Origin of the sequence: Nafulsella turpanensis ZLM-10, assembly GCF_000346615.1 — a bacterium.
Classification (GTDB): Bacteria; Bacteroidota; Bacteroidia; order Cytophagales; family Cyclobacteriaceae; genus Nafulsella; species Nafulsella turpanensis.
Genome location: NZ_ANNU01000013.1, coordinates 16,666 through 31,213, shown reverse-complemented (window position 1 = coordinate 31,213; position 14,548 = coordinate 16,666). Strand labels below are relative to the sequence as shown.

Annotated in this window: 10 protein-coding genes; 8 read left to right on the top strand and 2 right to left on the bottom strand. The window is 45.5% G+C overall.

Going from position 1 to position 14,548, the window contains the following annotated elements; translation table 11 throughout:
- Nucleotides 1–3: 3 nt before the first annotated feature.
- The 7 genes from F752_RS0106190 (at nucleotide 4) to F752_RS23570 (ending at nucleotide 11,527) form a co-directional block, all read left to right on the top strand.
- Nucleotides 4–2,454 (top strand): ABC transporter permease, encoded by a 2,451-nt coding sequence (locus F752_RS0106190; protein WP_026135558.1) that lies wholly within the window; start codon nucleotides 4–6, stop codon nucleotides 2,452–2,454.
- 11 nt (nucleotides 2,455–2,465) lie between these two features.
- Nucleotides 2,466–4,877 (top strand): ABC transporter permease, encoded by a 2,412-nt coding sequence (locus F752_RS0106185; protein WP_017730864.1) that lies wholly within the window; start codon nucleotides 2,466–2,468, stop codon nucleotides 4,875–4,877.
- Nucleotides 4,878–4,888: 11 nt separating this feature from the next.
- Complete coding sequence (locus tag F752_RS0106180; RefSeq protein WP_017730863.1) at nucleotides 4,889–7,306, top strand: ABC transporter permease; 2,418 nt, start codon at nucleotides 4,889–4,891, stop codon at nucleotides 7,304–7,306.
- 69 nt (nucleotides 7,307–7,375) lie between these two features.
- Nucleotides 7,376–9,763, top strand: coding sequence for an ABC transporter permease (locus F752_RS0106175; RefSeq protein WP_017730862.1), 2,388 nt, complete (start codon nucleotides 7,376–7,378; stop codon nucleotides 9,761–9,763).
- Nucleotides 9,763–10,428: an ABC transporter ATP-binding protein gene (locus F752_RS0106170; protein ID WP_017730861.1), complete on the top strand. Its 666-nt coding sequence runs from the start codon at nucleotides 9,763–9,765 to the stop codon at nucleotides 10,426–10,428. The genes F752_RS0106175 and F752_RS0106170 overlap by 1 nt, the downstream gene beginning before the upstream one ends.
- Before the next feature lie 70 nt (nucleotides 10,429–10,498).
- Nucleotides 10,499–10,948, top strand: coding sequence for a hypothetical protein (locus F752_RS0106165; protein ID WP_017730860.1), 450 nt, complete (start codon nucleotides 10,499–10,501; stop codon nucleotides 10,946–10,948).
- 102 nt (nucleotides 10,949–11,050) lie between these two features.
- Nucleotides 11,051–11,527, top strand: a complete 477-nt coding sequence (locus F752_RS23570) for a nuclear transport factor 2 family protein (RefSeq protein WP_017730859.1) — start codon at nucleotides 11,051–11,053, stop codon at nucleotides 11,525–11,527.
- A 128-nt stretch (nucleotides 11,528–11,655) separates the two neighbouring features.
- Here F752_RS23570 and F752_RS0106155 read toward each other — a convergent pair whose 3' ends face one another.
- Nucleotides 11,656–12,003, bottom strand: coding sequence for a hypothetical protein (locus F752_RS0106155; RefSeq protein WP_017730858.1), 348 nt, complete (start codon nucleotides 12,001–12,003; stop codon nucleotides 11,656–11,658).
- A gap of 407 nt (nucleotides 12,004–12,410) precedes the next feature.
- Between F752_RS0106155 and F752_RS0106145 the strand changes: the two genes are divergently transcribed.
- Complete coding sequence (locus F752_RS0106145) at nucleotides 12,411–13,682, top strand: MSCRAMM family protein (RefSeq protein ID WP_017730856.1); 1,272 nt, start codon at nucleotides 12,411–12,413, stop codon at nucleotides 13,680–13,682.
- Nucleotides 13,683–14,021: 339 nt separating this feature from the next.
- Here the strand turns inward: F752_RS0106145 and F752_RS0106140 are convergent, their stop codons facing one another.
- A complete protein-coding gene (locus tag F752_RS0106140; RefSeq protein ID WP_017730855.1) occupies nucleotides 14,022–14,435 on the bottom strand; it encodes a response regulator in 414 nt (137 codons plus the stop codon).
- Nucleotides 14,436–14,548 lie beyond the last annotated feature (113 nt).

Below are 14,548 nucleotides of genomic sequence, written 5' to 3'. Positions count from 1 at the left end.
GCCATGCTAAAGAATTATATAACCGTCGCATTTCGGAATCTGATGAAACATAAGGGATTTTCCTTCATCAATGTTCTGGGCCTTTCCATCGGCTTAACCTGCTGCATGCTCATTTCGCTGTACATCTACCACGAGTACAGTTATGACTCCTACCATGCAAAAGGGGAGCGTCTTTATCAGTTAGGTGCTGTATTTAATAATGAAGGAGAGCTTGAGCACCGGGCTACTGTACCGTCTGCCCTGGCCGTTGCCCTGCAGCAGGAGTTTCCGGAAATTGAAGAAAGTGCCCGCCTGCTTTCCTTGTTCAGGGATGATAAAACACTACTGCAGTACCAGGAGTCAGGAGAGAACGTAAAATCTTTCTATGAAAGCAAAGGATATGTTGCGGATCCTTCGCTTTTTAAATTGCTGGCCTATAACTTTATTGAAGGAGACCCTGCCACTGCGCTACAGAACCCAAACACGGTGGTGGTAACAGAAGAAATTGCGGAAAAGCTCTTTGGGGAAGAATCTGCGCTGAATAAAACCATCCGGATTAGCAGCAATACCAATGGTGATGGGGATTATACCATTACAGGGGTGTTTCGTCCCCATAACGTTCCTTCTCATATCGATGCCCGCTTCCTGCTTTCTCCGAGAGGAGGAGGGCTGGAGAATTTCTTCCTGAACAGTACGACCCTGCTGAACAATAATATGTTTTTCACCTATTTTCTGCTGAAAGAAGGTAGCGATGCACAACAGCTTGAAAAGAAGCTTCCTGCTTTTGTGGAAAGGCATATGGGTGAAGAATTGAAGAACAGGGGGAGCGATCGACAATTGTTCCTCACCAATATAGAGGATATTCACCTGGCCTCCGAAATTGAGGGCAATGTTACACCTGCCGGCAGCCTTACCTATATCCGTATTCTGGCGTCTATTGCTGTACTTACGCTGCTGATTGCCTGTATTAACTTTATGAACCTTTCCACTTCCCGCTCTTCTAAAAGAAGCAGAGAGGTGGGGGTGCGGAAAGTTTTAGGCGCTGAACGTTCATTTCTCATCTGGCAGTTTCTGGGTGAATCTCTAATAATGGCACTAGTTGCTTTCATTTTTGCCATTGTGCTGGCCGTTGTCTTTCTTCCGGTGTTTGAGCAGCTTTCGGGCAGAGACATTATTCTTTCCTTTCAACAACATGGCTTCCTGCTGGGGGTTTATTTTCTCTTAGCCATTATTACAGGTTTCATTGCAGGAAGTTATCCTGCGTTTTACCTTTCTTCTTTTAAACCGGTACAGGTTTTAAAAGGCAGGTTCAGTAGTTCTCTTTCAGTAGTTTCTCTAAGAAAAGGACTCGTTATTTTTCAGTTCGTCATATCAGTGGTACTTATCATTGCTTCGGTAATTATTTCGAACCAGATGAGCTACCTCCGCTCCAAAGATTTGGGCTTTATTAAAGACCAGCAGATTGTGATTCCACTAAGGAGTGAAACGGCTAAAAGCAGTTACGCCTCTTTAAAAGCCCAACTCAACAGCCATACATCGATACGTTCGGTAGGTGGTTCCTTAAATTACCCGGGCATCTCCAATCCTACCGATTGGCTGATGTACAAAGAGGGGAGCAGTGCACAGAATGCAGAATCTGTTGTGATTACCCATGTAGATGATTCCTTTCTCCAGACTCTTGGACTTAAGGCAGTGGCAGGCCGTTTATTTTCTCCGGATTTCCCTGCCGATACCAATAATCATATTATTCTCAATGAAAAAGGGGTTGCCGAGTTTGGCTTTCCTTCAGCGGAAGAAGCGGTTGGCAGCTGGGTAGCCTTTGACTGGGAAGGCGAACAGTACAGGTTCGACATTGTGGGAGTGGTAAATGATTTTCATTTTAAGGATTTACGCGTACCTATTCAACCCTTTGGTTTTCTGCTGGTTAATGCCCCCATCTATAACTACCTGATTGCGCATGTAAACCAGGGAAATATGGGGCAGACACTCCAGGTAATAGAGGAGCGATGGAATGCTCTCAACCCCAACGAGCCTTTCGAGTACAGTTTCCTGGATCAGGATTTTCAAAAGAACTATGAGGCGGAAAGCCGGCTGGCTGGCATGATTCGCTATTTTACCATTATTGCCATTTTAATCTCCTGCCTGGGCTTATTCGGGCTGGCTACCTTTAGCGCAGAACAGCGAATTAAAGAAATAGGCATTCGTAAAGTGTTAGGTGCCAGTGTATCGAGCCTGGTTGCCCTGCTGTCGAAGGATTTCCTGAAGCTGGTAGTGGTGTCGGTTGTACTGGCTTCTCCTATCGCCTGGTACATCATGCATGAATGGCTGCAGACATTTGCTTACCGGGTCGATATTTCATGGCAGGTCTTTGCCCTGACTACCTTTTTAGCAGTCATGATTGCGCTTGTTACAGTAAGCTTTCAGGCCATTAAAGCTGCGCTGACCAATCCGGTAAAAAACCTCCGAACCGAATAAACTCCACGCTCATGTTTAGAAACTATTTAAAAGTAGGACTTCGCTACCTGCTTAAGCATAAAGGGTACACCTTTATTAATGTATTGGGCCTGGCGGTTGGTATAACAGCAGCCATTCTCATCATGCTGTTTGTCCGGAGTGAACATTCCTTCGACCGGTTTCATTCCAAAGCCGACAGAATTCACAGGGCCTGGCTGCAGGAGTTTTACGAAGGGCAGATTTTTACCAATGTAGTAACCCCTGTTCCTCTGGCTCCTCTGCTGCAGGAAAACTTAGCGGAAGTGGAGACGGTGAGCAGGGTGGCCGGTATTGGGGCACCTATTCACCATCGTGGTAACATCTTCAATTATCCGGTCACAATGGTCGACAGTACCTTTTTTGATATATTTGATTTTGAGCTGATTAAAGGGAACCGGCAGAATCCTTTTCCCAGCAAGAATTCCATTATTCTATCAGAAGAGGCGGCTACTTTATTTTTTGGTAACATTTCTCCCATTGGAGAAACCCTGGAATTGGAAATAGGAGGAGAAAAAAGACTGTTTACGGTTTCCGGCCTCACGAAAAATGTTCCGTATGAATCAAGCATCCAGTTCGGTTTGCTGATCCCGTTTTCTAATGCTGTACACATCTGGAGCGATTATGTCAGGACCAGTGCCTGGTCGAATGTATCGGTAGAAACATATGTCCTTTTAAAGGAAGGGGCTGATCCGGCGAAAGTAAATGCAAAGATTCCTTCTTTTATGCAGCCATTGGTGGCCGGAAATTACAAAGCAGGCGAATACAATGTAAGGCTTCAGCCACTGACCGACATTCACCTCGACAATACTTTACCGGCAGGCATGGTAGCACCATCAAATCCCCTTTATTCCTACATACTGGCGACCATTGGAATTTTAATACTGCTGATTGCCTGTATTAATTTTATTACATTATCAGTAGGCCGCTCTGCCACCCGTGCCCTGGAGGTAGGGGTGCGAAAAGTTCTGGGTGCAGAGCGTCGACAGCTGATCTGGCAGTTCTGGGGGGAGGCGCTGTTGCTTACGTTAAGTGCTTTACTGCTTGGGGTGCTGTTGGCTTATCTTTTACTGGGGCAGTTCAATCAGCTGGCTAACCGCGAGTTTGTACTGAATGCCGATGTATTTACCCTTCTTTTCTGCTTTTCTCTTCTCATCCTGATAGGTCTCTTTGCCGGTAGTTACCCGGCTCTTGTTCTGTCATCCTTTCGGCCTGTTCAAGTGCTGAAAGGGAAGGTTAGGACCAGAGGGATGGGTTTATTCGGAAAGGGGCTTGTGGTGGGGCAGTTTGTAGCTTCCATTATCATGATTATCTGTACGATAACGATAGGCCGGCAACTTCATTATTTACAGCAGAAGGACCTGGGCTTTGAACGGGAGCATAACGTGATTGTTCCTACAAATCAGCAGGGTTCAGCGGCCGCCTTACTGGCGAACCGCTTTATTGCCGCCCTTGAAAAGAACCCTCAGGTAATAGATGCTACCACCTCTCTTTACAGTATGGCAGAGTATGGCTGGATGCAGCTGGGCTATAAAGATGATAAAGACGTTTTTCGCCTGTTCCGCTTCAATGTCATAGATCCTGATTTTGTTAAGGCCATGGACCTGGAGGTAGTGGAGGGAAGGAATTTTATGGAAGGAAATCCGGCCGATTCCAATGCTATTCTGGTGAATGAGGCATTGGTGAAAGAATATGGCTGGGACGATCCAATTGGCCGGAAGTTACCAGGTGCTTACCCGCAGCAAATAATTGGAGTGGTAAAAGATTTCCATTTCGAATCCCTGCATACTTCTATCAAGCCTGTAGTAATGGCTTTAAAGCCAGATGCTTTTTTTGAAAACTCCAGCGATGTTAGCTATGATTATTCTCCAAGGCCCCGGATTTCGGTGAAGTTCAGGGGAGGGAATGCGCAGGAGCATATAGCACTTCTTCGTGAGAACTGGAAGGAAGTAGCCGGCGACCAGGAGTTTGAATATCGCTTTTTGGACGATGCCCTTAACGCCGCCTATGAGCAAGAGCAACGATTAGGGAACATTGTTCAGTATGCTTCTTTGCTTTCGATTTTTATTGCCTGTATGGGCTTGTTTGGTTTAGCCACCCTGGTGGTGCAAAGAAGAACCAAAGAAATAGGAATCCGGAAAGTTTTAGGAGCGAATGTCAGCACCCTGGTAGGAATGCTCACCAAAGACTTTGTTGTGCTGGTTCTTCTGGCTTCGGTTATTGCTTTTCCTGTTGCCTGGCTGGTGCTGAAAAGATGGCTCCAGGATTTCTCCTACAGAATTGATATTAGCTGGGATGTGTTTTTATTGGCTGCCCTGGTTTCAGTACTGGTAGCCCTGCTGACGGTAAGCTACCATGCCATTCGGGCAGCACTTAAAAATCCGGTACATAGCTTACGAACTGAATAAAAACCTGAATTATGTTTAAACATACTTTTAAGCAGATTTTCCGCAGCCTGTGGCGGCATAAGGGTTTTACCGGCATTAATTTGCTGGGCCTGTCCCTGGGCATTGCCGCGGTATTGCTCATTGTCCTGATAGGACATTATGAGAGGAGCTTCGACACTTTTCATACCAAAAGCCAACAGCTCTTCAGGGTGGTGAGTGAGACCAGCAGGGCCGATCAGATCCTGTACAACGCTAATGTTCCTTATCCAACCGGCAGATTCCTAAGGGAAAGAGATCCGGGAATTTTGGCTTCTCAGATTCATTTTGCAGAAGAGATGCAGGTACGCCTGGGGGAGGAGGCTCCCTTTACCGAAGAGCAGGTGGTATTTGCAGATTCCCTCTTTTTCCAGGTACTGGATTTTGCCGGAATCGAAGACTTCTGGGTGGCGGGCAATCCCGCCACTGCCCTGCAGGGGCCGGGGAAAGTAGTGCTCACCGAGTCCACTGCACGGCAGTACTTTGGATCAGAAGATCCCATAGGTAAGCGCCTGCTACTTGACAACAAAGCAGAGGCGGAAGTAGTGGGAGTGGTCAGAGATATCCCGCAGAACAGTCACCTGCCTTTTAATATGCTGGTGTCCTATGGCACTTTCAGTAATGATTTTATCGGAGGACTGGATGTGAATTCATGGGGATTTACGGGCAATGGGTATGCTTATGTACGCCTGCAGGATGAAAGGACCCGAAGTGCCACCCATGAGGCCCTTCAGGCGATTGTACTCAGCAATGCTAAGTCCGAAGCAGACCTGAAAATGAAGATGTACCTGCAGCCCTTGCCGGAAATTCACTTCGACCTGGCTTTTGAGGGCAGTAATCCTACTTACACCGTTAGTTCGAACTACCTGAATATGCTGGTGCTGCTGGGTATATTTATTATCCTGATTGCCTGTATCAACTACATTAACCTCTCTACCTCCTTTGCTTTTACCAAGTCGAAAGAGGTAGGGGTCCGGAAAACCATAGGGGCTTCTAAAAAGCAGCTGTTCTTTCATTATATGCTGGAGACCTTCACCCTCACCTGTGCTGCAGCTGTACTGGGCCTGTTGCTGGCGCTGGCATTTTTGCCGACAGTGAACCAGATCCTTGACAAAGGAATTACGGCAGCTCCTCTGCTGGAACTGGACTTTATTGCAGGAAGCCTGCTGGCCCTCCTGCTGCTTACCTTTATTTCAGGAGCTTACCCGGCCTTAATTATGGCAGGCTTCAATCCCGTATCCTCCCTTAAAAACCAGCTGGCCTTGCCCGGAAAATCATCTGTACTGCTGCGGAAATCATTAGTCGTGTTTCAGTTTAGCGTCTCTATTCTCCTTATTATTTGTACCCTGGTCATTGCCCGCCAAATGGAATATTTTCAGGACAAGGAGTTAGGCTTTATCAAAGAAGCAGTAGTGGAGGTTAAGCTGCCGGAGGCGGATAGTGTAAAAAGGGCCCATTTCCAAAGCCTGTTACAGAACCAGACCGGCATTCAGCAGCTCTCCTTCTGTATGGGGGCACCTGTTTCTGATAATGGCCTCGGCGTGAGCATGGAGGCTCCTGAACTGCCTGAAAATACCAGCTATGAAGCAGAGATAATTCCCTGCGATATCAACTACAAAGCGACCTTTGGCCTTGAATTACTGGCAGGCCGCTGGTTATTGCCTTCAGATGAAAAAAATATTGGAAGTGCCGTGGTCGTTAACCGGCAGCTGATAAATACCCTGGGATATACCGATCCGAAAGAAGCCATCGGGAAAAGAATAACCCTGGGGATTAACTCCATGAGACCCGCCATTGTAGGGGTTACCGAAGACTTCCATACCAGTTCGCTGCACGAGGATATAACGCCAGTGGCGCTTTTGCCTTTCCCTTACTTCTACGTAACGGCAGGTATCCGGCTGCATCCGGGACAGATGCGCAATACACTGGCGGAAATAGAGGAAGCCTGGAGAACAGTATTTCCTGAGCATGTGTATGAAATTAGCTTTGTCGATGAAACCCTTGCCTCCCGCTATGAGCAGGAAAGGCGGGATTACCAGCTGTTCAAGGCCTTTTCTGTTATTTCTATATTTATCTGCTGTATCGGTCTCTGGGGTCTGATTGCCTTTGTAGTGGTGCGTAAAACAAAGGAGATTGGCATTCGAAAAGTACTGGGGGCAAGCATCAGCAGCATCGTAATGCTGATCTCAAAAGACTTTTTAAAGCTGGTAGGAATTGCACTGCTCATTGCCTCTCCGCTCGCCTGGTATTATATGAACCAGTGGCTGCAGGACTTTGCCTACCGCATTGAAATCGGATGGGCGGTGTTCCTGATAGCGGGCCTGTTCGCCCTGCTGATTGCCTTCCTGACCATCAGCTATCAGGCCATAAAGGCGGCCTCGGCTAATCCGGTAAAAAGCCTGAGAACAGATTAAATGATATGATTTTTCTCCTGTTTCAGGATGAGGGTTTTAATATTTTTTGAATAATCAAAAGGAGCGATTATGATACGGAACTACCTTAAAATTGCACTGCGCAACCTCCAAAAGAACAAGCGCTATGCCTTTATTAATCTCATAGGTTTGGCTGTTGGTATTATGGGCTGCCTGCTTATCGGGCTATACATCTGGCATGAATGGAGCTACGACCGTTTTCATGAAAAGGCTGATAGAATTGTACGGGTTACCTGGGAATTTAATTTTGGTGATGTACTGAACGAAACCGCTCTAACCGGTACCAGGGTAGGACCTGAGTTTAACAGGAGATTTCCGGAAACAGAGGCTTTTGTCCGGCTCCTGAAATACCCTCGGGTGCTGGCTGTAGCTGATAAAATGTTTGAGGAAAAGAATTTTCTTTATGCGGATTCTGCTTTTTTTACCGTTTTTTCCTTTCCTCTCCTGGAGGGGAATCCGGCCACTGTACTGGATGCCCCCCATAAACTGGTCATTACCCAATCCATGGCCAAAAAGTATTTTGGCAGTCAAAACCCTATTGGCGAAAGTATTACCGTAGGGGGAGATAAAGAGTTTGTGGTTTCAGGTATAGCGGCAGATGCCTCAGATAACTCCCAGATAAAGTTTGACTTTGTGGGCTCATTTACCAGCCTGAATGCTTCGAAAGAAGAAAAATGGAGTGAAGCCAACTATCTCACTTACCTGCTGCTTCGAGACGAGGAAGCAATTGAGACCCTGCAGGCTAAAATTACTGCTTATATGCAGGAGGTTGGTAAGGATGAAATGCAGTTAACAGGAAATAGCTATACAACCTATCAGCTCGAGCCCTTAACCAAGGTACACCTTTATTCGCAGCTGGATGGCTTCGAACCAAATACAAACGTTGTTTACCTCTATGTTTTAACGGCTGTAGCCCTTTTGATTTTACTGATTGCCTGTGTCAACTATACCAATTTAAGCACGGCACAATCGGCCGGACGAAGTGCGGAAATTGGCATGCGAAAAGTAATGGGAGCGGGGCGAAGAGAAATTTTCCTTCAGTTTATCAGCGAAGCCTTTTTACTGGTACTGATGGCCGTAGGAGTAGCGGTAGGCTTTACCATTCTGGTGCTGCCGTGGTTTAATCAGTTGGCAGGAAAGGAATTTCAGCCAGACTTGTTACTATCGCCCTTCATATTTCTTATGCTGCTTGGCTTATCCGTAGTGGTCGCTTTTATCGCGGGTACTTATCCGGCTGTAGTGCTGTCTGGAGGTAAGGTAAGTAAAATTTTAAAATCAGGTTTTTCCTTTACTGGTTCCACGAGTCTTCGCAAGGGACTGATTGTCTTTCAGTTTGTAGTATCAATTTTTATGATTATCGCCACGGTTGTTATTCTGCAGCAGCTTTCTTTCATCAAAAATAAAGACCTTGGGTACAGCAGAGAGCAGGTGGTGGTGCTTCCGGTAGATGCACAAATAAGAGAGCAGTATGACCTGTTAAAGAACGCCTTGAGGCAGGCGCCGGGAGTGGCAGAAGTTGGGGGTGCCTATGAAGAACCTACCCATATTGGCTGGGGCGACGGTTTGAGTACTACTGAAGGAAATAAGCGCATTACCATTAATGCGCTGCCAGCCGATGAACACATTGTAGAAACACTCGACCTGGAGATTGTTGCCGGCAGTAACTTTACCCGCAGCGATATTCAACTGGCAGACCCTGCCAGAGGAGGCGATAATATCACGTATACCTATATGCTTAATGAGGCGGCAGCAAGTGCATTAGGCTGGACGCCGGAGGAAGCCATCGGTAAAAAGGTGGCCAAAGGAAGAGAAGGAATTGTTCGGGCGGTTGTAAAAGATTTTCATTTCCGTTCCCTGCATGAACCCATTGGTCCGCTGGTAATTTTTATGGATAAACGTTTAGTAGGCGCCATGTTCGTGAAGTTGTCCGGCAGAGATATCGCCTCTTCTTTGGCCCAACTGGAAAAGATATGGGAGCAACGGGTAAATCACCGCCCATTCGAATACCAGTTTCTGGATGAAAATTACCAGGCCATGTACAAGGCAGAGCAAAGAATTGCAGGAGTTTTTACCGCCTTCTCTGTGGTCGCTATTCTGTTGGCCTGTCTGGGTTTATTTGCCTTAACGGCCTTTGCAATGGTCCGGCGATCCAAGGAAATAGGCATCAGAAAAATTCTGGGAGCCAGTGTGCAGGATATCCTGGCATTGGTCTCGAAGGATTTCGTGCAGCTGGTGCTCATTGCGATTCTTATCGCCATTCCCCTTTCTTTTCTGGCAGTAAGCCAATGGTTAGAAGGATTTACCTACCGGATAGAGATAGAGTGGTGGGTGTTCCTTGCCGCCAGTGTGCTGAGCCTGCTCATTGCCTTCCTTACCATTTGTTTACAAGCGATTAAAACGGCCTATCATAATCCTGTTAAAAACCTCAGAAGCGAATAATGATACAGTTACAGAATATTTTTAAATGGTATAACACCGCCAACCGCCCTACTTTCATCCTCAAAGATGTAAGCCTTACGATTGATGAAGGAGCTTTCCTGTCCATTATGGGGCCTTCCGGCTCAGGGAAAACTACCTTATTAAACATTATGGGAATGCTCGACCAACCTTCGGAAGGAAGCTATCACTTCATGGGACAAGATGTTTTTAACCTGAAGGAAAAACAGCGAAAGGAGCTGTATAAGCAGTACATTGGCTTTGTGTTCCAGGCTTATCACTTACTGGATGAGCTAACAGTGTATGAAAATATCGAAACCCCTTTGTTGTACCAGGGGGTGAAATCGGCAGAGCGGAAGGCTATGGTTGGCGATATGCTGGATCGCTTCAGAATTGTAGGGAAGAAGGATTTGTTCCCTTCCCAGCTCTCGGGTGGACAGCAGCAGCTGGTGGGTGTTGTACGGGCTTTAATTTCCAAACCAAAGTTGATTCTGGCCGATGAACCTACCGGTAACCTAAATTCCACTCAGGGAGAGGAGATCATGCAGCTGTTTCAGCAGCTCAATAAGGAGGAAGGGGTCACGATTGTGCAGGTAACCCATTCTGAAAAAAATGCTGCTTTTGGAAACCGCATCATCCAACTGCTGGATGGTCAGGTTCAGGACTAGGTCTTTGGCTGCTAACTTACCAACTGTCCTTGGATGGAAGCTTTATATCTGTCAACTAAACCTTTAACATATGAAAAAGCTATTCTTGATTTTGGTATTACTATCTACCGTGGGTGTGGTTTACGCACAAAGCCCGAGTGAAAGAACGAAAGTAAGCTTACTTCAGGAGCTGTCCTGGATGGAAGGTGCCTGGAAAGGCATGGCAGGCAGTTCTCCGTTTTTTGAGCGCTATGAACTGGTGAATGATACCCTTATAAGAATAGACTACTATGCTGACTCCACCCTAAGGGAGATAGAGGCATCGGGTAATTTATTTCTGGAGGAAGGGACTCTTTTCCACACATACGGCCAATCAAAATGGAAGATGACTCAAAATGAGGGAAGAACCTGGTGCTTTGAGCCGGTTGTAAATGCGTCCAACAGTTTCTGCTGGACCTTTATTGACAAGGATTCATGGAGCGCCCGTTTAATGTCTTCCGGTAAAACATCAGACTACCTGATGAAAAGAATCAGTCCGTAGCGTTTTAAGGAAGCACTTACAGGTTCTTTCTGCTAAATCATCGGGTAAGAGCCAGAAATAAAATAGTGGAATTAAAAATATTTTCATTTAAATGTTAAGCTTATGTCTCTCAAAACAAAACTTTTCCTGTGCCTGACCGCCGGTATGCTACTGGTTGGCACCTCAGCCTTCTTACTGAAGCCATTACAAACAAGCCCTGGAACTGAGCATGACCTGGTTAAAGAAGCTATTCTGGACTATGTAGAAGGGGTATACACGATGGATACCAGCAGAATTTACCGAAGTGTTCATCCTAGCCTGGTAAAGAGAGGAAGCTGGTTTGACCGGCAAAAAGGGGAGTATGTTCCGCTCCAGGAAATGACCTTTCAGCAGCTGGTAAACCTTACCAAGCACTGGAATAAAGATGGTAAACGGGCAAATGGCGAATCTATGCGGAAAATTGAAGTGTACGATGTGCAGGATAAAACAGCTACAGCCAAACTTACTGCGGTGTGGGGAACTGACTATTTTCATTTAGCTAAACAGGATGGAAAGTGGTACATCATGAATGTCCTTTGGCAGTCTCCAAAACCACATTAGAAGACAGAGACTCTTCTGGACTATACGAAAGCTTGGAGAAATGAAATGCCCTCTGTCGCTAGAAAGAAAAAGGAGCAGGCTAACCCAGCCTGCTCCTTCAAAGAAAAAACTTATATACTGTTAATAAATCATTTTACAGTAGTCCAGTTTACTTTTATTTGTGTTTTTCCATCTCCATCTGTATCAGCATCTATTTCTTCAGTAACCAGAGTTCCATTTATAAACACCTGGCCCTTTAGTGCTCCGCCTGTTGCTTTTGAATCTAAGCTAATTGTTTCTCCAATATTGGCGACAATAGTGGTATCCCAGGTCCCATCAAAAGGGGTGTTAATGGTTTGGATGGAGCTTTTGTAGTTGAATTTTACTTCTGTAACGGAGGTGCCGGTGATAGCAAACTTTACCTCCTGAGTAGTTTCCTCTTTTCCGCAGGCTATAATGAGCAGCAAAAATGTCGCAATTAGAATTACGTTTTTCATATGTTTTATTTTGATTATCCTGCCAAAATAGATGGGTTAGCAGGATAATGTCTTCTGCGGGGATGGGAAAAACTTACTTGAGTAGGTTGTGACTTAATTAAGATTAAAAACATTGATTTGAGGTAAGTCTGGAGTCCTAAAGAAGTACATGAAAGGAGGCAGGAATTATTTACAGTAAAAGGGAATATTTTTAAGAATGGGCTCTCTAAAAAACAGGTAGAAAGATTATTTCAGAACAATAGCTGGTTAGTGTAAGGGTTTAAACTCTTTATAGGCGGAAGGTAATTGTTAGGAGCCTTTTCATTCCTTTCAAAAATTACTTGTTAAAATACTTGTAATAAGCGGCTGAAGTCTCAGTTTTTTGCTGAAGGGAGAATGGCTTTCTTTGCTTAAAATTGAGCTTAAACATGAAGAAATCTCTTTTATTTCTGACTTTGCTTCTTGTAACAGCCTGGGGCTGTAGTAAAGAAGACGAGGAACCCGCTACAGGAGTATTGTATGGTACTGTTACAGATGCGGCAACAACCTCCGTTCTGGAGAACGTGAGAATTATCGTTTTTGAATCTAATTCAAATAATCCTGTTGCCTCCACCACAACGGGAGCAGATGGTGCTTATTCGGCAGAGCTCCTCCCGGGGAGTTATTACCTGAAGCTTTACCGGCAGGGCTACGATCATGTTCCGCCACGGAACATAAGCCCAATTCCATTTACAGTTAGTAAAGGAATGGAGCTTGATAAGCCCGTGAGCATGAACCTGAGCGAAGTGGAAAATGGCGGGTATATCCATGGGAAAGTAGTGGAGGCAGAAAAAGGAGTTCCAGGGGTGCTGGTAGTAGGAGTGAAGGATGGTAAAGGATATTCGGCCGTATCGGATGCCGCGGGAGAGTTCTTTCTTTACAACCTTCCTGCAGGAAGCTACACGCTAAAGGGCTGGCGCGCCGGATATGAGTCTGAGCAGGCATCGGTGAATGTAACAACCGGACAGGGTGCTGAACAAATTGTAAACCTGAGTAAAGGAGCGGCCGGCTCGGTAAGTGGTACCCTTTCCTTTTTGGCCAGCACAGCTGTTGAAGTGGATGTCGCCTTAACCCACCCCTTAACCGAAGAGGCGGTACCTGGATTACAGACAAAAACCAGTGCCAACTATACCATAGAAAATGTGCCTGCAGGAACCTTTCTGGCAAGAGCGACCTACCAGAATGACCAAAGGGTAGTCGACCCGGACTGGATAGTGAAGTTTGGAGAGCCGTTGGTGGAGGTTAGCAACGGAGCTGTTAGCAGGGACTTTAGCCTTACTAACTCAGTAAGCCTTATCGACCCGACCAACCCTTCTACTTCCACCATTCCGCTAACGGTGAGTGGTACTAACCCAACCTTTTCCTGGACTCCTTATTCCAGTGCCAGCGATTATGTAATAGAAGTGAGTGATGCAAATGGTAATGTAATTTGGGGTGGCTTTGACTATAGCCAGGATGTACTGGTAAAGAAAGTAAGCATTCCTTCCAGCCAAACGAGCGTGGAATTTAACTTTGACCAGACGGCCAGCAAAAACCTGGAAGCTGGAAAAGTATACCGATGGAAAATATACGCCAGTAAAGATGATAAACAGGCCGCTGCTGGATGGAAGTTGATTTCGGTGAGTGAAGACCAGCTGGGGCTGATTACCATTGGTCAGTAAAAATTAAAAAATAAGTATTGTTAATAAATAGAAAAAGCTGACTGTAACAAGCCGGCTTTTTCTGTTCACGGCTAGTTGAAGTTTCTTTAGTGGAAAGGAAGTTGCTCATTTAGGCAATTAATTATACCTTACCTCTATAATCAAGGTAGGGAAAAGCTTTTCCACTGATAAATTTGTTTTTTTTCTTAAAGCAGTAAGAGCGCTTATAGCTACTACTTCTCGACCAAAGGCTAACCGGAAGTTGCCAGCCGAACAACTTGTAAAAGTAGCGGGCGCCTGTTGTTTATGGTAGCCAATTGGAGCCGAAATGAAGTAAAGAGGGATTTGCCTTTTGTAAGTTTATGACTTTAGGGCCTCCCGGATTACCAGTCTTACTTTCTCGCTGGTCAGGGGTTTCCTAAGAATATTGGCCACCTTAAAGTTATTGACTCTTTCTATATCCGCAGGCTGGTTAGAGGAAGTCAGGAGTACGACCCAATAAGTCTGGTACCAATCTTCTCTTTCCTTTAAAGCTTCCAGAAACTCAAAGCCGTTCATCATTGGCATATAGAGATCCAGGAAAATGATAGAGGGAATCTGCTGCTGATCCTTCAGTACAGAGGAAGTGTCCCTGATAAGCGACAAAGCTTCCTTTCCGTCGTAAGCGAGGTGAATCTTTTCCGAAAGATTCATCTCTTCCAACAGAAGCTTATTAAAATGATTCGTGGTAGGATCGTCGTCTACCAACAGAATGCTACTAAATTTTTCAGGCATTCACCAAAAAGTCTATAATAATAAAAAAAACCAGTTCATCGCTCACTTACTATTCCTGGAATTATAAGTCCAAGGCCCCTGTACTCAACACCTGTCTTCTTCTGGTGCTTCTT

Bases quoted from the DNA above. Each gene is read 5' to 3' on its own strand.
- F752_RS0106190 (WP_026135558.1), top strand. From the start codon at position 4: ATGCTAAAGAATTATATAACCGTCGCATTTCGGAATCTGATGAAACAT.
- F752_RS0106185 (WP_017730864.1), top strand. From the start codon at position 2,466: ATGTTTAGAAACTATTTAAAAGTAGGACTTCGCTACCTGCTTAAGCAT.
- F752_RS0106180 (WP_017730863.1), top strand. From the start codon at position 4,889: ATGTTTAAACATACTTTTAAGCAGATTTTCCGCAGCCTGTGGCGGCAT.
- F752_RS0106175 (WP_017730862.1), top strand. From the start codon at position 7,376: ATGATACGGAACTACCTTAAAATTGCACTGCGCAACCTCCAAAAGAAC.
- F752_RS0106170 (WP_017730861.1), top strand. From the start codon at position 9,763: ATGATACAGTTACAGAATATTTTTAAATGGTATAACACCGCCAACCGC.
- F752_RS0106165 (WP_017730860.1), top strand. From the start codon at position 10,499: ATGAAAAAGCTATTCTTGATTTTGGTATTACTATCTACCGTGGGTGTG.
- F752_RS23570 (WP_017730859.1), top strand. From the start codon at position 11,051: ATGTCTCTCAAAACAAAACTTTTCCTGTGCCTGACCGCCGGTATGCTA.
- F752_RS0106155 (WP_017730858.1), bottom strand. From the start codon at position 12,003: ATGAAAAACGTAATTCTAATTGCGACATTTTTGCTGCTCATTATAGCC.
- F752_RS0106145 (WP_017730856.1), top strand. From the start codon at position 12,411: ATGAAGAAATCTCTTTTATTTCTGACTTTGCTTCTTGTAACAGCCTGG.
- F752_RS0106140 (WP_017730855.1), bottom strand. From the start codon at position 14,435: ATGCCTGAAAAATTTAGTAGCATTCTGTTGGTAGACGACGATCCTACC.